The organism is Micromonospora sp. SCSIO 07396, from assembly GCF_053667945.1.
Genome location: NZ_CM132210.1, coordinates 791,972 through 811,580 on the forward strand (window position 1 = coordinate 791,972; position 19,609 = coordinate 811,580).

Consider the following 19,609-nt stretch of genomic DNA (forward strand, 5'->3'; position numbering starts at 1 on the left):
GGAGTGCTGCGCAGGGGCCGCCCCGGCGGCATCGAGGGAAAGGGAGGGGCAGCGGCCAACGGGTGATCCTGTGACACTGTGCTGACGGGGCGTGTTCTCGGCCTCGTCCGTCCGCATTGACGATCTCCCGAGAAGGTTTGATGACCAACCACAACGCGGTGTTCCGCCTTGGCCGGGTCACCCTGACCCTGACCACGATCGCTGCCGTGACGCTGCTTCCCCTCGGCCCGGCGGCCGGGGCGGACCCCGGCCGTGGTGTGACCACGTTCGACCGCCCGGCCCCGGCGACGGCGCGGTGGCGGCTGGAGGCGGTGCCCGGCGTCACCCGGGAGCAGGCACTTGCCGACGGGCAGCCGGCGTTGGGCGGCGACACCCCGCTGACCGGCACGGGCATCAGTTGGCAGGAGGACGCCCGGTTTCTCGGTGCCCCGGCGGTCGGCTTCGACGGCACCTCGTCCTACCTGTCCGCGACGCCGTCGACCCTGGACACCTCCGCGACGTTCTCTCTCGCCACCTGGGTACGGCTGACCGACACCTCGGTCAGCCGGGTCTTCGCCAGCAAGGCCGGCAGCCACCGGGCCACCTTCTCGGTCGGCTACGACAAAGCGAGCAACCGGTGGCAGGTGCAGATGCCCTCGAAGCTCGGCAAGCGCGGCACCATTGCCGTCGCCCGGTCGACGTCGACGCCGGCGGTCGGGCTCTGGACCCATCTGGCGGTGGTGTACGACGCCACCGAGCACACTCTCACCCTGCGGGTCGACGGGGTGGCTGAAGCCGCGGTGGGCAATGTGACAGGCGTCAACGATCCGGCCGGCGAGTTCCGCCTGGGTCGCGGCGACAGCACCTGGTGGCAGGGCAACATGGCCGATGCCCGGCTGTACGCCCGAGCGCTGGTGGGGCAGGATTTCACCGGCTGGCTCGCGTCCGACCCCGGCTCCGGCGGGTTTTCGGAGCCCGGGCTGTTGCGGGCGCCGCTCGCCGGAGCCTGGCGTTTCGAGAGCGGTGTCCCGTGCTACGAGGAGGACATCGATCCGACTCTGTGCTCCGTGTCGGACGGCAGCTCCTTCGGACGCCAGCTCACCCTGACCAAGGGCAGTTTCATCACCGACTCGGCCCGTGGCATGGTGCTGGAGCTCGACGACCGGCACTGGATCGATGATCCGTCCGATCCCCACTTCGGCGAGGCGACCCGGGAGTACGCGCGTACCCAGATCAACCCCGGAGATCCGCGGAATCCGGTCTGGCAGGACGGATCGGTGCTCCGCACCGACCAGTCGTTCGCGGTTTCGGTCTGGGCGCGGCTCGACCCGGCGCGGGGTGCGCAGACGGTCGTCTCCCAGGACGACGGCGACCGCAGCATGTTCCGGTTGGGGTACGAACCGACCGGCGGCGGGCGGTGGGAGTTCCAGGTGCGCGCCGGGGCCGACGACTCCGCGACCACCACGGCGACCGCGTCGGCTGCCGGCCCCGACCAGTGGCATCATCTCGCCGCGGTTCTCGATGCCCGGCATCGGCAGGTGCGGCTGTACGTCGACGGGGTGTCGACGGGCGCGGTGGGGCTGCACCCCGCCTGGCAGCCCGGACAGGCGACCGGTTCCCTGCTGGTCGGCCGGTCCACCACCCCGACGGGGCCGGACGGTTGGCTCTACGGGCAGGTCAGCGATCTCGCTGTCTACCAGGGCATCGTCAGCGACGCGGACGTCCAGCGCATCTACTTCGAACAGCTGGTGACGGCGCTGAGCCGGGGAACCGGCAGAGGTAACTGACCAGCCGGCAGCTGACCGCTACCAACCCCCGGGTCGGGAGCGGTCAGCTGCCGGCCCACCGGGGCGGATCCTCAGCCGGCGGGCGCCGGGCCGTGGAAGGGCAGCCGGTCAGTCCTGGCCGCCGCGGTACTCGTACAGGCCGTCGATCATCCTGCGCTTGAGCGCCGGCACCCGGTCGACCACGCGCAGGTAGCTGCGCATGCCGGCCAGCGCGACGCGACCCAGCACCGGCTTGTGCACCAGGGCGTCGGCGGTCATCTGCTCCCGGGAGTCCCGGACGGCCTGGAAGCCGTACTCGATCATCTTGGTCTCGTAGTCGTGGACGGCCTCGACCAGCCCCTTGCGCCCGTCACGGACGAGGGTCAGTTCGTCGGTCAGTCGCTGCGCGTCGCGCAGCGCGGTGTTGGCGCCGACGCCCCGGCCCGGCGTCATGGTGTGGATGGCGTCGCCGAGCAGGGTGACGTTCGTGCTGGGCCAGGCCGGGATCGGCACCGAGGTGCGGATGGTGATGGCGAACGCGGTGCTCGGGTCGCCGAGGGTGAACAGTTCGCGCAGCCGGGGGCTCCACGTCGGGGTCATCCGCAGGGCCAGCCGGATCAGGTCGTCGCCGCCGTAGCCCGTGACGTCGGCGGGGAACGTGTCGGCCGCCGCCGCGATGCCCCAGTTGAGGTAGTCGCGGGTGTTGTCGAACAGCAGGCCGGGCCACTGTGCCAGCAGTTCGTCGTCGTTCCTCGGTCGGCCCTGCCGGTCCCAGGGGAACTCCATCCAGTGCAGGATGCAGGACTTGCCGCCGGGCGCGAGGACCATCCCGATGCCGGGGAAGTACCGCGTCGGCAGCAGCGCCGTGCTCCGGGGCGTCATCGGCACCTTCGCGGTGATCGCGATGATGCCGGTGTCCTCGGTGCGGGCGTGCGGGAGGTACTGCCGGCGTACCGCCGAGTTGACGCCGTCCGCCGCCACCAGCAGGTCTCCGGTCGCGGTGGTCCCGTCGGCGAAGACGGCGGTGACGCGACCGTCGGCCTGGTGCCGGTAGCCGACGAAGGTCTTGTCGAAGTGGATGACGTCCTGCATGCCGGTGAAGAGCACCTGGCGCAGGGTCATCCGGCTCACCGACTTCTCGCTGTCGACGTCGTTGGTGGGTGGGCGCAGGGGTAGCGCCAGCGTCGGCCGCAGCTGCTCGTCGAAGAACACGAAGTGTTCCGGCGCGCGGGCGCAGGTCGCCACGAACGTGCGGTAGAGCTGGTCGGGCAGGCACGCCTTGAGTGCCCTGCTGCCGTGCGGGTCGATGCCGACCCGGTAGCCGTGCAGGCCGTCGCTGCGGGTGCGGTCCCGCTCGTAGACGGCGACGTTGATGCCGGCTTGCCGCAGGCCGTGGGCCAGGCACATCCCGCCGGTCCCGGCGCCGATCACGAGTACGTCCATGCCACCGCTCCTCTAGAAACTCTGATTACTAGATTTTCTAGATACTGTACGACGGTTCGCTAGAATTTCCCACCATGGGTCTGGCGGAGCAGCTCGGCGAGGCGATGCAGGCGTACCAGCGCGCGGTCGACGTGCTCGACCAGCGCGCCGCCGACCTGCTCGGCCTGAACCGCACCGACATGCGCTGCCTTGAGCTGCTGTTCGCGCCGGAGCCGCCGAGCCCCGGCGAGCTGGCCGCCGCGGCCGGGATGACGACCGGGGGTGTCACCACCGCGATCGACCGGCTGGAACGCGCCGGGTACGCGACCCGGGAACGCGACAGCGCCGACCGCCGCCGGGTGACCGTCCGCCCGACGGAGCTGGCCAACCGGATGGTCGGCACGATCTACGGGCCGATCGTGACCGACGGACAAGCGTTCCTGCGGCGCTACGACGACGAGACGCTGGCGCACATCCTCGAATTCGTCACGCACGCCACGCAGAGCTGTCACGAGCACGCCGAACGGCTGGGCCGGGGCTGAGTCTGCCCACCGTGGCGCTCGGCGTCGCGGGCGTCGTGCGTCTCACCGGAGCCGGCACGGGCCGGGACGCAGCAAAGATGGGTCACGCCAGAGGCGGGATACGGCAAAGGCAGGGGGCCACTGCCTCCCTGCCACTTCTAACTTATATCGCACCCCGGGCCTTGCGGCAAGACCCCGGTGCCGGTGCAGAATCTCCACTCGACGCCAGAACCTGGCGAAATCCGAGATTCGCGAAGCATGCGCCGGTATCGACGCATCAGGCGGCGCGAGCAGTCGAACGGGGACTCCATGATCGACGTGACCATCGTGGGTGGCGGGCCGACCGGTCTGATGCTGGCCACCGAGCTGCGGCTGCACGACGTACGGGTGGTGGTGCTGGAACGCGACGCCGAGCCGACCAGCGTGGTGCGTTCGCTCGGCATGCACGTACGCAGCATCGAACTGCTGGACCAGCGGGGCCTGCTGGAGCGGTTCCTCGCACACGGCAGGCAGTTCCAGGTCGGCGGCTACTTCGCCGGCATCGTCAAGGAGTGGCCGTCGCAGCTGGACACCGCGCACGGCTACATCCTCGGCATCCCGCAGCCGGTCACCGAGCGGTTGCTGACCGAGCACGCCACGGCGGTCGGCGTCGAGATCCGGCGGGGCAGCGAACTGGTCGGGCTGAGCCAGGACGGGGACGCGGTGACCGCCGAGCTGGCCGACGGCACCCGCCTGCGTACCCGCTACCTGGTGGGCTGCGACGGCGGCCGCAGCACGGTGCGCAAGCTGCTGGGTGTGGGCTTTCCCGGTGAGCCCACCAGGAACGAGACGCTGCTGGGCGTGATGGAGCTGACCGCGTCGCTCGACGAGGTCGTCGCGGTGATGACCCGGGTGCGCCGGACGCAGCTGCGGTTCGGGGTCGGCCCGGTCGGCGACGGTGAGGGGTTGTACCGCGTCGTCGTACCGGCCGCCGGGGTGAGTGAGGACCGGGCGGTCGCACCGACCATCGAGGACTTCCGGCAGCAGTTGTGGGCGACCGCCGGCACGGACTTCGGGGTGCATTCGCCCCGCTGGCTGTCCCGCTTCGGCGACGCCACCCGGCTGGCCGAGCGGTACCGGGTCGACCGGGTGCTGCTGGCCGGCGACGCGGCGCATGTGCATCCGCCGCTGGGCGGGCAGGGGCTCAACCTCGGTCTCCAGGACGCGTTCAACCTGGGCTGGAAGCTGGCCGCGCAGGTCGCCGGCTGGGCGCCGGCGGGCCTGCTGGACACCTACCAGGCGGAGCGCCGGCCGGTGGCTGCGGACGTGCTGGACAACACCCGGGCGCAGACGGAGCTGATGTCGCTGGAGGCCGGCCCGCAGGCGGTGCGTCGGCTGCTGACCGAGCTGATGGACTTCGAGCAGGTGAACCGGTACCTGATCGAGAAGATCACCGCGATCTCGGTCCGCTACGACCTCGGTGCCGACCACGACCTGGTCGGTCGGCGGCTGCGGGACGTGGAGCTGAAGCGGGGACGCCTCTACGGGCTGATGCACCGGGGTCGGGGGCTGTTGCTGGACCAGACCGGGGAACTGTCGGTGGCGGGCTGGGCCGACCGGGTCGACCACGTCGTCGACGGCGGCGGGGAACTGGAGGCGCCCGCGCTGCTGCTGCGGCCCGACGGGCACGTCGCGTGGGTCGGTGACGACCAGCAGGAGCTGCGCGACCGGCTGTCCCGGTGGTTCGGCGTCGCCGCCGCGTGACCAGGGCTGTGCCCCCGGGGTGGGCCGGGGCGCGGTGTGCCGACGCCGTGCCCGGCCACCCCGAACGGGGCGGCCGGGCACGGACGGTGGAGCGGGTCGGTCAGGCGACCGTGCAGGCCGCGCCGTTGAGGGTGAACGAGGAGGGCTTGGCGGTGTTGCCGGTGTGGTTGGCCTGGAAGCCGATGTCGATCGAGCCACCGGCCGGGATGGTGCCGTTGTAGCTGGCGTTGCGCGCCGTCACCTGCCCCGACGAGGGGGAGTAGGTGGCGTTCCAGCCGGAGGTGATGCTCTGCCCGCCGGGCAGCGTGAACACCAGGGACCAGCCGTTCACGGCGCTGGAACCGGTGTTGGTGATGGTCAGGTTCTCGGTCAGGCCGCTGTTCCAGGCGTTGACGCTGGCGGTGACCCGGCAGGCCCCGGAGCTGGGCGGCGGGGTGGTGGTCGGCGGGGGCGTGGTGGGCGGCGGGGTGGTCGGCGGCGGCGTGGTGGGCGGGGGCGTGGTGGGCGGTGGGGTGGTGGGCGGCGTGGTCGGGGTCGGGTTGGTCAGGCCGAAGAACTGGAGGGCGACGGCGGCCATCCCGCCGGCGGGCAGGCTGTGCCCCGCCCCCTGGATGCTGTACGCCTCGACGAGCACGTTGCCGCTGGCGTCGGCGTAGCGGCGGCGGTTCCAGCCGGACTGCGGGGTGTCGGTGGAGGTGGGCGTCTGGCTGAGCCCGAACACGTTCGTCCACTGCTCGATGGTCTCCTGGAGCAGCGAGTACGGCACCAGGGTGTCGGCGGTGCCGTGCCACAGCTGCACCTTCGGCCGGGGCCCGGTGTACCCGGGGTACGCCTGCTGGCGTACCGCGTCGCCCCACTGCTGCGGGGTGCGGTTCATGTTCCCGCCGGTGCACTGGCTGGCGCCGGGCGGGTAGTCGGCCGCGTTGGCGAAGCAGTTGTAGGGCACCCCCATGAAGGCGGCCCCGGCGGCGAACACGTCCGGGTAGACCGCCAGCATGTGGTTGGTCATCATGCCGCCCGACGAGCTGCCGGTGGCGAACACCCGGCGGGGGTCGCCGCCGTACTGCCGCTCGGTGTAGTTGATCATCGAGACGATCGACACGGGGTCGCTGCCGCCGCCCCGGCGCTTCGCGGCGTCCGACCAGGTGTCGAAGCAGTTGCCGAAGCCGGCCTGCTGGGTCGCCGACGGGTAGATCACGATGTAGCCGTACCGGTCGGCGAGCGAGGCGAACTCGCTGCTGGAGTAGAAGCCGGGGCCGGTGCCGCCGCAGCCGTGCATGGCCACCACGATCGCCGGGTTGGTCGGGCGGGTGTTCGGCACGTAGATGTGCATCCGCATCCGACCGGGGTTGTCGCCGAAGTTGGTCACCTCGACCAGCGACGCGGCATACGCCGGCTGGAGTGTCGGGACCACCAGGGCGGCTGTCGCCACGGTGGCCACCAGCGGCGCCGCCAGGGCGAGCAGCAGTTTCCGTCTGATTCTCATGGGCGTGACTCCCTCACAGATTGAGATCGGCCGCGCGACCGTGCGGCACGGGTACGCCCGGATGCCCGTGTCGTCCGCGCCGGCCCACTACGTCCGGCATGCCCTGCCCCGGCCCCAGGGCATTGCATGGCACTTAGTGTTCTCCTCGGTCCGACAAGTGTCAATCGAATGACCTCGATACACTTGACGGTCACCGGTTCCGCCCCCGGGTCCACCCCGGACCGCGTTCGGTAGGCGGGCACCGGTGCGCCGTCTACAGTCGGTGCCACCGTCGCCCAGCCGAGCCCGGAGCGTCCCAGTGCCACACCCGTTCGACATCGAGGAGATCTTCCCCGACGACGGGGACCACCCGGTGCGGCTGCCCCGACGGCAGGCCGGCAACTCGCCCCAGGGCGTCGCGGTGACCCTGCTGGCCGACTACACGCTGCGGACCCGGGCATGGCTGCCGTCCGCCGCCATCGTCGCGCTGCTCGCCGAGTCCGACGTCAGCCTCGCCGGCGCGCGGACCGTGATCAGCCGGCTGGCCCGCCGGGGCGTACTGGAGGGCAGCCGGCAGGGCCGGCGCAGCTCGTACCGGCTCAGCCGGTCTGCCGCCGTCAGCCTCTCCGTCGGCGGCAGCTGGGTGATGGCCGCGACCACCACCACCCAACCGTGGGACGAGTGCTGGACCCTCGTCGCGTTCTCCCTGCCCCAGGAGCGCAGCGCGCAACGACGCGCCCTGCGCGGCCAACTCCGGTGGCTGGGCTACGCGCCGTTGTACGACGGACTGTGGATCTCGCCGCACGAGCTGACCCCGAAGGCACGGGCCCAGCTCACCCAGCTCCACCTCGGCGCGGTCACCGTGTTCCGGGGCCGCCGGGTCGACCTCGACGCGGTCGCCGGCCGCGACCCGCTCGACGCCTGGGACGTCGCGGCGGTCGCCGAACAGTACGAGAGCTTCCTGCGGCGCTGGCGGCCCCTGCTGCCACGGATCGCCGCCGGCCGGGTCGACGGCGCGGAGGCGGTCCGGGCCCGGACCGAGGTGATGGACACCTTCCGGCGGTTCCCCACCCTCGACCCCCAGCTACCGCTGCGGCTGCTGCCCGCCGGCTGGCTGCGTGGCCCCGCCCGGGAGACCTTCGCCGCCGTCTACGACGGGCTCGCCGACACCGCCGAGCGGCACGTCCGGGCCGTCGTCGCCCGGTTCGCCGACGGTACGCAGGCCGACGTGCGGGCGCACACCACCGCCGACCTGCTGGCCGGCGTGTGCGCCACCGAAACCCGGCACGCCGCCCCATCCGACCTGGCGCAGTCGTCCCCCGCGCACTGACCCGTCAACCGCCGGCCCCTCGGCCCGCTCAGAGTTTCAGCCCCTCGACGGTGCCCAGGTCGTACCAGGTGAGGGAGAAGGGGTCGTCGCCGGACGGCACGACCGGGAACACGCCCCAGCTCTCCAGGACCGCACCGGGCCGCAGGGTGAAATCCGTGCCGGGCCGCTGCGACGCGCAGTACGTGTCGACCGGGAAGACCTCCCGCCCGTCGGCCAGCGTCAGATGCGACGACCGGAGATCCGCCGTCCGGGCCGGGCAGCTGAGCACCCAGCCGCCGGGGGACCGGGTCGCATAGCGCAGCTGCACCCGCAACGTCCCCGCCGTGACCTCCAGACCCGTGACGGTCGCCGTGTTCTGCCCGTCGTCGTACAGGAGGCGACTCATCTGCCGTGGGCCGGCCTCCGGCGACGCCGAAGCGACCGCGTCGGGCACGGTGGTCGACGGGGCGGGGCTGCCGGGGGTCGGCTGCGTGGGCCCGGAGGTGGTCACCCCGGCCGGGGCCGCCGCGTCCGGACCCGGCCCGGTCGACTCCGGCCCGTCGGGCGTGAGCCAGACCACGGCGGCGGCCCCCAGCGACACGATGACGACGACGCCGACGATCAACCCGATCAGGTGCTTGCGCAACATCGATGATCCTTACTGCCGGTGAACAGGCTCCTTCCACGCTAGATCGCGGTGGCAAGATCCGCAGGTCGGCGGCCGTCGGCTCACCGGGGGCGGGCCCGGTCCAGCACCTCCTCGGCGGTGAGCGGACTACGCGGATGATGGCTGAGCGACAGCGGGGTCCTGATCTTCACCGGTGCAGCCCCCTCGGCGGCGAGGTAGAACTCGCCGGTGCCGAGCCGGGCGACGTCGACGATGTCGCCACCCTTCGCCTTGGCCATCTCCCGGGCGGCCTCGATCTGGATCGGGCTGTTCAACCGGCCGTAGAGCTGGGTCGCCGCGTTGCCCGGGATCCGGTTGTGCAACCCCTTGGGCGCCTGGGTGGCGAAGACCAGCCCCAGACCGTACTTGCGGGCCTGCGCCGCCAGCGCCAGCGTGCTCTGGGTGCACGGCGTCATCGCGCCGGACGGGGCGAACGTCTGTGCCTCGTCCATCACCAGCAGCCCGAGCAGCGGGCGGTCGTTCGCCGGGTGCCGCTTGATCCAGGCGAAGAGCGCCATCTGCAACTGGTTGACGAAGCCCTGCCGGGCCTCGTCGGATGGTAGTCCGACGAGACTGATGACGGAGATCCGGGCCCGTGCGCCGGGCTCGGGGGTGAGCAACAGTCCCGGGTCCATCGGGCTGCCCTCGCCACCGAACAGCGGATCGTTGACCATCGCCGCCGCCAGCGACTGCGCGATCCCCACCCCGATCTTGTCGGCCCCGTCGATGTCCAGCAGCCCGTCCGGCAGATCGGCCAGGGTGTCGATCAGGCCCTGCACCCGGCTGCCGCCCCGCCGGCCGTAGTGCTCGACGGCCTTGCGCAGCACGGCGAGGCCCAGGTGGACCTTGTTGGCCCGGCCGGTCAGCTGGGCGCGGGGCGCGAGCGACGCGACCGCCGCCTCGACGGCCTCGTGGAACTCGTCGGGGTCGTCGCGCACGCCACGGAAATCCGGCAGCGGCTGGAAGCTCAACGGGCGACCCGACGACCGGCGCGGCGTCCACACCCGCACGTCAGTTCCGGCGAGGTAGTCCCGGGCCTTCTCCGCGTCCCCGTCCCGCCACTGCGGCGGCGGTTCCGGCCACGCGTCGCCGAGGCGGGCCAGGTCGTTGTTGGGGTCGAGGACGATGGCGGAGACCCCGGCGAGGGCACACTCCTCCAGGATCCGCCGGATAAGCACGGTCTTGCCGGACCCGGATCCGGCGAAGAGGGTGGTGTGCTTGCGGAGGGCTTCGAGTGGGAGGGACACGGGTCCGTCGGTGCGGTGGTCGTACCCCACGGTCAGACGCGGACCGAACTCATCACCGTCGGCCGGCGGAGGATCGACCTCTCCCGAGCCGGGCCTCCCGCCGACCGTCCCCTCGTCGGCCGATGCCCCCTCGGGTGTCGTCTCGGTCGGTCCTGCGGTGACTGGTCTGGCGCGGTCCGGTCGTACTGCTGAGCCGGCTTTGTCGTCGCTGGGAGCATCGGAGAGCCAGTCGTCAGCGGAGGCGAGGGCCTGCTGCAACACGGAGAGGTCCCGTGTCGGTTGACGGGTGGTCAACCAACCCTGGATGTCGACGGGTGACTCGGCGAGCATGACCCGCAGCGCCCCGAGGATGCGGAGATCCTCGTGGTCCAGCGGCAGGATCGTCCCGCCGGCCTGAGTGAAGGCCGTGACGGCCTGCTGAGTCTTTGCCCCGCTCGACCAGGCTCCGTTGCGGAGCAGGAAGAGCTTGCGGCGGGCCACCCGGGCGTCGAGCCCCGCCACTGTGCACGCCTTGCGGAGCCGGGCTAGCGCGGCGATGGCGTGGTGCTCCTCGCTGATCGCCCGGAAGCACCAATGGACCTGGTCCTCGGTGGTCTCGTCGAGGGTGAGCCGGAGGCGGGCGTGCAGTGGCGGCTGGGCGCTCGGGGCTGGATCTACGCTGAACGATCCGCTCTGTTCGCCGCGCGTCATCACCCAGGCGGTCAGCCCCGCCGTGAGTAGCGCGGGGACCGTGCTGTCCTCGCTGTCGCGTGCCAGCGGGCCGGAAACGTCGACCTCGCTCTTGAGCTGGGCGAATCTTGTGTCGAAGCGGTCGAGATCCTCGGCGGGGGGGATGCTGGGGCCGTGGGGCTGTGGCGCTGCCGCATCACCGAGCCGGCCAAGCTCCCGTACCTCGCCGGCAACGACGCAGGCCCGGATATGCCGATCGATGTCGATCAGCAACTGCCGAGGTGTCATCCCCTTAGCCTGCGCGAAGGCTTCAGGCCGCACCGGCCACGACGGATACGGCGGTACGAAGCCGCGCTCGGCGAACCGGGCGGCGAACCGTCGTTCGACAATCAGCCGGGCCAGGGCGGCGTCGTGAATGGTGGTGAGCCGGGGTGCCATCCGGAACCGGTCGCTCACTGTCCCCACCGTCCAGCTCCTGATGATCGTCCACGAGGTCGGCAGACAGGCCACCAGGGTGAGCGTTCGGCGGGTGAGCTGGCGCAGCGACATCAGGCCGTCGGCGATCCGGGCGTGCACGGCGGCCTGCTCTGGGTCGTCCCGCACGTCGGGCCTGCCGTGCAGGACGTCACCGGCGGCCACGGACTGCGCGATGAGGGTGTCGATCTGGTCGACGGCGATCACGGACGGCCCGGTCAGGGCCAGCAGCCAGGAGATTTCCTGGACGATCCGCTGCGCGTCGCGCGGCGCCCGCCGCATGCCCCAGGCGCTGCGCTCACCCGGCTCTCCCTCTTCCCCGGAGGTGAAGTAGTTCTCCGCGATGTCCCGGTGGCTCACGTCTTCCGAGGCGCTCAACGCAAGAGCGCGGGCCGTTTCCCGGCAGGCGCGGGCTACGTGAGGCGCGTACCCGACGAGCCCTTCGATGAACGCGTCCAGGGCCGGCCGGGTCAGTTCGGTGTCACCCATCACCGCCCGACGGACCGACCGGGGTGCCCCGACCATCGAGGAGAGCCGGCGCAGCAGCAACCAGAGCTGGCTCTCGCTCCCGGGCACCGGCCGGGACAGCCCGTCGAGCATGGCGGCGAGCACGCTGTCCCAAAAGCCGTGCGCATCCAGCAGCCCGACCAGGAAGAAGTAGCCGCCCTGCTGCTGGACCTGCTGCCGGAGCCAACCCAGCAGGTGGGTTTTGCCAGAGCCGCGCTGCCCCTGCAGCACCAACCCGATCGGGCTGCTGTCGGCGCTGTTCCTGGCATCGGCCACCCCGTCGAGGACATCGCGGACCACGGCGGTGTGTAGACCCTCCACGTGGAACGGCGAGGGCCGCCAGACGTCATCGGGCACCGGCGCCCAATCGAACCTGAGCGCCGCCAGTGCCGCGTGCTCCGCCGCCGTCATCCCACCCCGATCGCCAGCAGGTGCTTGTCCTGACCGCCCAGCCGCAGAGCCGCCGCGACGTCCGCCGAGGTGAGCAGCTTCTGATTCTCTTCCGGGACAATGTCGACGTCCGGCTCGCGCTCCAGATCCCGCAACGCCTCGTCAAGGTCGGCGGTGCTGACGTCGCCGAAGAAGGGCCGTAGCCGAGTCAGGCTGACCCAGGCCCCCGGCTCGGCGGCCAGCGCCGCGTACGCGTGCCGGACACGGAGAGCGAGGGTGCGCCGCTGATCCGGCTGCGGCGTGCCGGCCCGCACGTCGGTCAGCGCGAACATCTCACCGAACGTGCGGTAGTCGCTGCGGGCCATTACCCGGTCCCGCAGGTTCACCTGCAAGGCCGTCAGCGCCCCGCCGAGAATCCGGCCGACCGACGATTGGAAGTTGAGGTCTTCCTGCACCCGTACCCAGCCCTCGTCGGCGAGCTGGTGCTGAAAGGTGCGGCCCTTGGGGTGACTGTCGATGTAGCCGAGTCGGTTGAGCTTGTCCCGATAGTCCTTGCGAACGTCGACGCCGTAGCGCTCCTTCAACTCGGTGTTGAGTACCTCCCGTGCCTCCGCCATCAGGACGAACAGGATCGCGGCCTCGGAGGGGGTGAGGTCATCGCCGGGCATAGGGTTTTCCTTCCGTTATGTCACGTCGTCGGGCCCGGACCAGGGTGCCGATCTGGTGCACCACCGCGCCGACATCGTGGTTGATCCGGGCATTGGTGAAGCGCAGGACCGCGTAGCCGTCCAACTGCAACTGCACATCGCGCTGCCGGTCCGCCTCGAACCGGTCCGGCCGACAGTGCTCCGGGCCGTCGATCTCGACGACACACCGTTCGTCGGGCCAGAGCAGATCCAGGCAGACCGGAGGCGAGAGCGGATGTGGCTGGTGGTATCGGTTCCAGCACCGGCCCACCGCCCAGCTCTCGGCGGCCAACGCGGCCTCCAGGACAGCTTCGACCCTGCTGCCTGGGTGAGGTCGTCCCAGCACGTCGGCCGGCAGCGGTAGGACCGGTCGAGGTCGATCGTTCTCCGCTCGGTCGAGCCTGGCGCAGACCACCCGGTCCTCGTGCCGCAGCACTGCGCCGACCAACCACACACTTACCCGGCCGTGGTGACACAGCCATTCCGCGCCCGCGACGAGGGCCCGTTCCCCCGCCGCGTCGAGGTCGTCAGGGACCTCGATCAGCAGACTTACCCGGGAACGTCCGAAGCCCTCCGCCACCACCCTGGTCAGGCCCGGACACCGGATCTCCAGTGGGAACGGGTCAACCGGTCGCCGGCCCGACAACGCCACGGTGGCAAGGTGCGCCAGGAACGGTGCGAAGTGCGCGGAGTCCCGTGCTCGGCCGACTGCGGCGGCCCGGACGGCAGCCAGGCCGTACGGATCGGCGTGGGGGACGTCTATAGCCTCGGGAAGCCACCCGGGCAGTAGTGCCACCGCGACGTCTTCCAACTCGTCTAGGGCGGCGCGGACGAAGGACGTGGGAGTAGTGGTCGCGCTCGGACGAAGCACGATCGCGGCCACGTCGGGCAGTTCCCCCGTGGCGGTCGCCGCGACGGAGTTGGTCTGCGCTCCCCGGAGTTCGATGACGCGGTCCATCGGCAGCTCGGCAAGCTGGCGGACAAGGGTCATGGCAGGTCACCGGTGTAGGCCGGGGAACCGTCCGGGCGGAGACCGAACGCGCGCAGCCGGTGCAGGTCGGTCCCACGGACGTGCTCGGTGTTGAGCAGAGCCAGCAGCCGTTCAGCGGCGTGCGGAGTGCCGGCATCGACCTCGGTGCGCAGTTCGACTTCCCGGCGGAACTCGAACAGCAACCCGGTCAGTTGGTCGGCGGCCTCAGACTCGCCTGCATCCACTGCTGCGCGTAACGTGGCGAGCCGGGCGTGGAAGATACTCTCATCCTTCCGGGCGGCCACGCCGTCGGAGATCCCGGCGAGCCGGCGAGCCGCCGCCTCGTCGCCCGCCTCGGCGCGCCGACCCAGCTCGTCGACCCGCGCCTGGGCGGCGAGTAACTCGACGAACAGGTCGGCTGCCAGCCGGTGCCCGGCGTCGGCACGCTCCTGCAACTGCTGGAGGCAACCCTCCTCCGCCAGCAGCTCGGCGAGGTCGTCGGCGGCGACCGAGTCACCGGCCTCGGCCCGCGCCCGCAGGTCGGCGGTCCGCCCGCCGTCGTGCAACAGCTCCCAGAGCTGGTCTTGGGCGCTGGGATCGCCCCGCAGGTCGGCGGCCCGGTCTCGCAACACGACTGTCGTGGCAAACTCGGTGGCGGCGGTCACGTCACCGGGAGCTGTCCGGACCCGTTCCGCCAGCAGCGCGACGGCTTCGGTCAGCCGATCCTGTCGGGTCAGCAGCCGAGCCAGTTCCAGGAAAGCCGCGCCGTCCTGGAGCGCGCAGAGCCGGCGCAGCGCACGCTCCGCGTACTGGTGACGCATCCGAACCGAGGCGCTGCCCCATAGCCGGCGGAGGTCGTCGAGGCTGTCCACACCGTCTATCAGGGCCTCCCAGAGGCTGTCCGGCGGGCACCTGTCCCGCTGGACGCGCTTTACATGCTGCGCGAGATAGTCGGCGGCGACGTAGCCGGCGAGGATGCCGGGATGCTGTCCAGCCATCGGCGATAGGGCGGCGATCGTGCCGTGCAAGGGAGCCTCCGCGTACGGGATGGCGGCGGCCAACCAAGAATCCGGCGGGCTGACCCGCTCCACCGGCCGCAGATAACCGAACATCGCCCGACGGAGCAATGCCGGCGGCAGTGGGGCGTGTACGCCGAGGCGACGGGCATCGGCCGCGACGGTGATGACCGCCTTCGCGTACGACGGTGCCTGCTCCCACCGGTGTACCAGGTCCGGCCCGGCGGCGAGAACCTGGGTCAATCCCGCGTCGCTGCTGTCCAGGGCGATCCGGATCCGTTCGTCGTCCTCGGCGATCTCCCGGGCCCGGGTCCGTTCCGTACTCACCAGCCCGGCTGGCACGCTGATGACCTGAGCGAACTCGAGAAGCGCCCGATCGTCGGCATGCTTGTCGGGGGAGCCGGTACGCCGAAGCCCCTTCCGGATGGTGTATTCCTCGGACCAGAGCGTGCCCACCACGATCATCCGGCTTTTGACCAGGATCCTGACCACGTCCCGGGTCAGCGGGGGAGTTGCGCCCAGGAAACGGTGCATCTCGTCGAGCCACAGGATCGTGCCGTCGGTCGGCTCGTCCAACAGGCTAAGGATTTCGTCGGTGCCGCTGGGTTGGACCAGCCACCAGTTCGGTACGACGTTGTGGATGGCCTCGTACAGCGAGCGGGTCTTACCCGTGGACGATCCACCCACCAGGGTGACGAAGCAACCCCGGTCGGCACCTATCGCAAGCGCCTCCTCCAGCGCGTCGTCGAACTCGCGACGTACATAGCTGGGGAGTTCGTCGTGCGCTCCGGAGGACCCGATCGCCGCGTGAATGCCCAACTCGCGGGGGGACGCCTCGTCGAATCGGCCCGCGCGTAGCGGCCCTTGCCGGGACTGCTGGGCCAGACGGTGCCAGGTTTCCCAGATCTGCTCCCGGCCGGAGTCAGGCAGTGGCCAAACGGCCAGCAGGCTCTCCAGCATCGGCTTCTGCACCCTGCGCTTGCCGTTCAGGACGTCGCTGACGGTGCTGCGCTTCAACTCCCTGCCCCCGTGGGCGGACCGGCCGCGGGCTGCCTGCTCAAGATCGTTGTAGGACAGGCCGGAGTCGGTGTGGATCCGATTGAGGCACTTCGCGAACTCAGGCCAGGTCCGGGCGCGTGGGAGATCGGATAAGGCGGCGGACTTCAGCGTTCTCCACCCTCCCGTGCAGCCGTCGGACGAACCCGAACACCCTACGAAGCGGGCCGCCGCCAGCGCCATAGCAAGGCGTCTCGCACTAAGCGACCGTCCGGCTGGCTCCCACTTCCTCCGGCCTTCTCCGGAATGCTCGACCACCGCCGTTCGTGCTGCTGACATGGCATTCGTTCGCCGGGAACCGGTGGGACCGAGGGGAGCTGGGGAGGGTTCGTGCAGCATTGGACAGTCGTGCTTCAGACACTTGGTGAGTTGTTCTCGACCGCTGGGGCATTCGTGACACTGATCATTCTGGTGAGGCGAGCGAGGAAGACCGACGACGATGATCGGGAATGAGTGTGGCGTCGGCCCTTGAGTCACTGCCGGCGGCCCGACGGCTTCGGAGAGGTTATGCGTTCCTGCCGGGTTTTCCGTCGGCGAGCGACTGCGCCCGGCGGCTCAGCGACTCGACCCGGGTGGTCAGTGCCCGTACCGCCTCCTCGTCGGCGTCGTCCAGGGTCGACAGCCGGTCGAGCAGGGCGGCATGGTCGGAGGTCAACTGCCGGTAGCGCTTGACGAAGGTGCTGTCGTCGCCGCCGCGCCGGCTGCTCAGCAGGGCGTACGTCGGGTCGAGGTCGATGATCTGCTGGGCCAGGCCGGCGGTGGCGGCGCTGAGCATGCTGCGGCTGTCGGTGCGTTCGTCGCGGCGGACCCGTCGGGCCGCCGCGAGCCGCCCGGCCCGCCGGCCACCGAGGTAGAGCCCGGATGCTCCGGCGACGACCCCGGTCACCGCCGCGGCGGCGAGCAGGAACCGGGGCAGCGACGGGCTGATCCTCCGCGCGCCGTCGGGCACGGTGCCGGCCTTGACCAGCCGGTCGTAGTTGACGGCGATGACCTTCACGGCCTCCAGTGGGCGGTCGACGAACGTGTCGATGCCCCGCCCGATGATCATTTCGGCGGCGGCGGCCTTGCCCAGGTTCTTCTTCTCGTACCCGGGCACCAGGGCGCAGCCGTAGGTGTCGTAGTCGTCGCCGTCGCGGCTGAGCACCAGCACGACGGTCCCGTCGGCGGCCCGGTGCACCTGCTTGCAGGTGTCCCGCAGGTCGGCCCCGGGGGAGCGCAGGATCACCACCAGCCGGCGGTTGCCGATGATCCGTTCCGCCTCGGCCCGGTCCACGTCGAGCCCCGGGTCGGCATAGAACGACGTGGTGCGCACGTGCCTGGCGATCGTGCCGTCCAGCGCCCCACCGCTCCACACCGCCCAGCCGGCCAGCACCAGGCAGGCCAGGACGGCCAGGCCGAACGGGGTGCCGAGCAGGCCGGCGGCCCGCTGCCGCCAGGGGCGGCCGGCACGGGTCTGCGGGGATACGGAACGTGTCATGACAGCCTGCCCCGCAGGTAGTTGTCCGGTCGGTAACTGGCGATGCCGACCTGGCGCGCGGTGTCGTCCAGCTCGGCCGCCGCCTCGTCGAGCAGCGTGCGGACGTGCCGGGCGGGCAGCTTCTCCTCCCACGCCGACCGGGCGGCCTGGAGTGTGACGATGCCCCGGGTCAGCGCCGGGTTGCTGCGGGCGTCGGTCAGCAGCGACACCTCGACGGCCAGCGCGGTCAACCCGGCCAGCCGGGTCGGCGTGGTGTCCCGCCGGCTGCCCAGCCGCCGGCCGGGCCGGCGCAACGACCGGGCCGACAGCACCATGAACGCCGCCACGCAGCCCGCGAAGAGCCACGGCAACGCCGGTAGCGCCACCCGCAGCGGGTCGGCCGGCTGGTAGGGCAACGGCCGCTCGAACAGGCCCGCGTAGCGGATGTCGGTCACCCGGTTGAGGTAGACACCCAGCACGTTGCGCTGCGGGTAGTCGGAGCGGCTGAGCACGCCGGCGAACTGGCCGTAGAAGCTCGCCCCGGCCAACTCCGCGAAGTCCGCCGCGCCGGGCCCGTGGTATTCGATCCAGAGCCCGTACATCACCACGATCGGCCGGTCGGGGAACCGGGCGCTCAGGGCGGGGCCGTACCGGGGCAGGGGTTCGCCGTAGCGCTGCACGGGCAGCGCTACGTACCAGGCGCCGTCGGGGAAGGCGTTGCGGGCGGCGGCCTCGGGCACGTCGGTGAGGGTCGCGCCGGGCGCGATGTGCCGGCCGGTGGCCCGCAGGTCGGTCAGGACGGTGGTCAGCTCCGGCCCGCTCGGCTCGCGCCAGCGCAGCTCGTCCCGGTCGGCCGGGGTGGACTCCTTGCGTAGCGCGGTGATCAGGGCGATCAGCAGGTCGGTGACGTCCCCGGTGGCGAACTGTGCCCGCCAGGCGGGCAGCCGGTCGGAGCTGGCCTGGTAGAAACCGCCGCTGACCTCGGTGCCGATCACCCGGATCGTGGCGTTCTCCACGTCCCGGACCCGCTCCCGTTCGTCTTTGTCCAGGCCGGGCGGGGCGACCAGGATCCGGGTGTCGCCGGCCACCTCCCGCACCCGCTGCTCGTTCCAGTACGCCACCGAGCCGGGCAGGCGGACCACCGGCGCGGCGGCGACCAGCGCGGTCATCTCGTCCACCGACGGCACGGTGGCCCGGTCGGAGGTGCCGGCGCCGTCCGTGTCGACCCCGGCCGTCGACGCCGGCGACCGGCCGTAGCTGACGTCGATGCCCTGCTGCCGCTGGGCGACCAGGAAGACCACCAGGACGAGCACGGCGAGCCCGAGCAGCGTCCAACGCAGCGGCTCGGCCAGGCGGCGGTATCCGCGGGCGGTCACCGGTGCTCCCGCCACAGCCGGTCGGCCTGCCGGGCGTGCTCGGCCGCCGCCCGCGCCGCGTCGACCCCGCCGCGCCGGCCCGCGAGCGACTCGGCGCGGGTCAGCAGCCGTTCCGCCTCGGGCACCGGGCCCGGGGCCGCGTCCCGGCTGACGGCCGCGCTGTCGATCGCCGCGCGCGCGGCCGACCAGGCGGTCCGCCGCTGCTCCGCGTGGGCCCGCCGGTGCGGCAGCAGGCTGGTCGCCACGCCCGCGGTCACCAGCAGCACCGCGCCGGCCAGCCAGAACAGGGAGGGGTCTGCCATGGGCTCCAACCGTTCGCCGGGGTCCGGGGGACGGCCCCCGGGGGTGGTTCCGACCGAGTCTCGCCGATCGGGGCAACCCGCGCCACACGGCCCCCGACCAGGGCGGTTACCGCTGCGAAGGGTGGTGTGCCGGTGATCGTGAGTACGGGTGCTCATCCGGTGGCCGGCCCCGCCGACGATGATCGGGGCGTGCAGATGACGCGTACCCGAACCCTTCTCGGCGGTGTGCTGCTCGCGGCCGCGACGATCGGCACCTGGGCGGCCTGGCTGGGGTGGGAGAGCGGCTACTCGACGGATCCCCGCACCGGCGCGACCTCCGGTCCGTACGCGGTCTGGCAGGTGGTCGGCGCGGTGCTCACCCTGGTCGTGGTCGCCGCCGTCGCCGGCTGGCTGCTCAGCCCGGTGCTGGTGGCGCCGGTGATGACGGTGGCGTTCACGGCCGCCTGGTCGGGGCACGCGGCGGCGACCGACGACTCCGGGCTGTGGGTGGTGGGGGCGGTGCTGGTGTTCCTCGGCACCGGCCTCGGCAGCACCCTGGTCAGCCTCGGTGCCCACCTGTTCCGCCGACGCCGCACCCGGTGACCTGGC

15 protein-coding genes are annotated in these 19,609 nt (G+C 71.6%); 5 read left to right on the top strand and 10 right to left on the bottom strand.

What is annotated here, in order from left to right:
* Nucleotides 1-140 precede the first annotated feature (140 nt).
* On the top strand, nucleotides 141-1,766 hold the full coding sequence (locus ACWCHM_RS03655; protein WP_454221493.1) for a LamG domain-containing protein: 1,626 nt from the start codon (nucleotides 141-143) through the stop codon (nucleotides 1,764-1,766).
* Between the two features lie 108 nt (nucleotides 1,767-1,874).
* On the opposite strand, the gene ACWCHM_RS03660 is transcribed toward ACWCHM_RS03655, so the two are convergent.
* Nucleotides 1,875-3,188, bottom strand: coding sequence for an FAD-dependent oxidoreductase (locus ACWCHM_RS03660; RefSeq protein WP_454221494.1), 1,314 nt, complete (start codon nucleotides 3,186-3,188; stop codon nucleotides 1,875-1,877).
* 74 nt (nucleotides 3,189-3,262) lie between these two features.
* Here ACWCHM_RS03660 and ACWCHM_RS03665 point away from each other — a divergent pair, with 74 nt between their 5' ends.
* Together ACWCHM_RS03665 and rox are read left to right on the top strand one after the other, a co-directional pair.
* Entirely contained in the window at nucleotides 3,263-3,709 is a 447-nt protein-coding gene (locus ACWCHM_RS03665) for a MarR family winged helix-turn-helix transcriptional regulator (protein WP_204959508.1), read from the top strand.
* Between the two features lie 288 nt (nucleotides 3,710-3,997).
* Nucleotides 3,998-5,431 (top strand): rifampin monooxygenase, encoded by a 1,434-nt coding sequence (gene rox / locus ACWCHM_RS03670; protein WP_454221495.1) that lies wholly within the window; start codon nucleotides 3,998-4,000, stop codon nucleotides 5,429-5,431.
* 100 nt (nucleotides 5,432-5,531) lie between these two features.
* On the opposite strand, the gene ACWCHM_RS03675 is transcribed toward rox, so the two are convergent.
* Nucleotides 5,532-6,917: an extracellular catalytic domain type 1 short-chain-length polyhydroxyalkanoate depolymerase gene (locus ACWCHM_RS03675; RefSeq protein WP_454221496.1), complete on the bottom strand. Its 1,386-nt coding sequence runs from the start codon at nucleotides 6,915-6,917 to the stop codon at nucleotides 5,532-5,534.
* 298 nt (nucleotides 6,918-7,215) lie between these two features.
* Between ACWCHM_RS03675 and ACWCHM_RS03680 the strand changes: the two genes are divergently transcribed.
* The gene (locus ACWCHM_RS03680) at nucleotides 7,216-8,226 is read left to right on the top strand and encodes a PaaX family transcriptional regulator (protein ID WP_454221497.1); all 1,011 of its coding nucleotides are present in this window, start codon (nucleotides 7,216-7,218) and stop codon (nucleotides 8,224-8,226) included.
* Nucleotides 8,227-8,254: 28 nt separating this feature from the next.
* On the opposite strand, the gene ACWCHM_RS03685 is transcribed toward ACWCHM_RS03680, so the two are convergent.
* From ACWCHM_RS03685 to ACWCHM_RS03720, 8 genes are all read right to left on the bottom strand, one after another.
* On the bottom strand, nucleotides 8,255-8,854 hold the full coding sequence (locus ACWCHM_RS03685) for a hypothetical protein (protein ID WP_454221498.1): 600 nt from the start codon (nucleotides 8,852-8,854) through the stop codon (nucleotides 8,255-8,257).
* Between the two features lie 80 nt (nucleotides 8,855-8,934).
* Entirely contained in the window at nucleotides 8,935-12,126 is a 3,192-nt protein-coding gene (locus ACWCHM_RS03690; protein ID WP_454221499.1) for an ATP-binding protein, read from the bottom strand.
* 50 nt (nucleotides 12,127-12,176) lie between these two features.
* Complete coding sequence (locus tag ACWCHM_RS03695) at nucleotides 12,177-12,827, bottom strand: hypothetical protein (protein ID WP_454221500.1); 651 nt, start codon at nucleotides 12,825-12,827, stop codon at nucleotides 12,177-12,179.
* On the bottom strand, nucleotides 12,814-13,836 hold the full coding sequence (locus ACWCHM_RS03700; RefSeq protein WP_454221501.1) for an endonuclease domain-containing protein: 1,023 nt from the start codon (nucleotides 13,834-13,836) through the stop codon (nucleotides 12,814-12,816). Before ACWCHM_RS03700 ends, ACWCHM_RS03695 begins: the two co-directional genes overlap by 14 nt.
* Nucleotides 13,833-15,848, bottom strand: coding sequence for a hypothetical protein (locus tag ACWCHM_RS03705; RefSeq protein ID WP_454221502.1), 2,016 nt, complete (start codon nucleotides 15,846-15,848; stop codon nucleotides 13,833-13,835). Before ACWCHM_RS03705 ends, ACWCHM_RS03700 begins: the two co-directional genes overlap by 4 nt.
* 544 nt (nucleotides 15,849-16,392) lie before the next feature.
* Nucleotides 16,393-17,364: a hypothetical protein gene (locus ACWCHM_RS03710; protein WP_454221503.1), complete on the bottom strand. Its 972-nt coding sequence runs from the start codon at nucleotides 17,362-17,364 to the stop codon at nucleotides 16,393-16,395.
* Nucleotides 17,361-18,719, bottom strand: coding sequence for a hypothetical protein (locus ACWCHM_RS03715; RefSeq protein WP_454221504.1), 1,359 nt, complete (start codon nucleotides 18,717-18,719; stop codon nucleotides 17,361-17,363). The genes ACWCHM_RS03710 and ACWCHM_RS03715 overlap by 4 nt, the downstream gene beginning before the upstream one ends.
* Nucleotides 18,716-19,021 (bottom strand): DUF6403 family protein, encoded by a 306-nt coding sequence (locus ACWCHM_RS03720; protein ID WP_204959498.1) that lies wholly within the window; start codon nucleotides 19,019-19,021, stop codon nucleotides 18,716-18,718. The genes ACWCHM_RS03715 and ACWCHM_RS03720 overlap by 4 nt, the downstream gene beginning before the upstream one ends.
* Before the next feature lie 132 nt (nucleotides 19,022-19,153).
* Between ACWCHM_RS03720 and ACWCHM_RS03725 the strand changes: the two genes are divergently transcribed.
* A complete protein-coding gene (locus ACWCHM_RS03725; protein ID WP_421487670.1) occupies nucleotides 19,154-19,603 on the top strand; it encodes a hypothetical protein in 450 nt (149 codons plus the stop codon).
* The last annotated feature ends 6 nt before the right edge of the window (nucleotides 19,604-19,609 follow it).

Excerpts from the sequence above, each read along its gene's own strand:
- ACWCHM_RS03655 (WP_454221493.1), top strand. The coding sequence starts at position 141 with ATGACCAACCACAACGCGGTGTTCCGCCTTGGCCGGGTCACCCTGACC.
- ACWCHM_RS03660 (WP_454221494.1), bottom strand. The coding sequence starts at position 3,188 with ATGGACGTACTCGTGATCGGCGCCGGGACCGGCGGGATGTGCCTGGCC.
- ACWCHM_RS03665 (WP_204959508.1), top strand. The coding sequence starts at position 3,263 with ATGGGTCTGGCGGAGCAGCTCGGCGAGGCGATGCAGGCGTACCAGCGC.
- rox (WP_454221495.1), top strand. The coding sequence starts at position 3,998 with ATGATCGACGTGACCATCGTGGGTGGCGGGCCGACCGGTCTGATGCTG.
- ACWCHM_RS03675 (WP_454221496.1), bottom strand. The coding sequence starts at position 6,917 with ATGAGAATCAGACGGAAACTGCTGCTCGCCCTGGCGGCGCCGCTGGTG.
- ACWCHM_RS03685 (WP_454221498.1), bottom strand. The coding sequence starts at position 8,854 with ATGTTGCGCAAGCACCTGATCGGGTTGATCGTCGGCGTCGTCGTCATC.
- ACWCHM_RS03695 (WP_454221500.1), bottom strand. The coding sequence starts at position 12,827 with ATGCCCGGCGATGACCTCACCCCCTCCGAGGCCGCGATCCTGTTCGTC.
- ACWCHM_RS03700 (WP_454221501.1), bottom strand. The coding sequence starts at position 13,836 with ATGACCCTTGTCCGCCAGCTTGCCGAGCTGCCGATGGACCGCGTCATC.
- ACWCHM_RS03710 (WP_454221503.1), bottom strand. The coding sequence starts at position 17,364 with ATGACACGTTCCGTATCCCCGCAGACCCGTGCCGGCCGCCCCTGGCGG.
- ACWCHM_RS03720 (WP_204959498.1), bottom strand. The coding sequence starts at position 19,021 with ATGGCAGACCCCTCCCTGTTCTGGCTGGCCGGCGCGGTGCTGCTGGTG.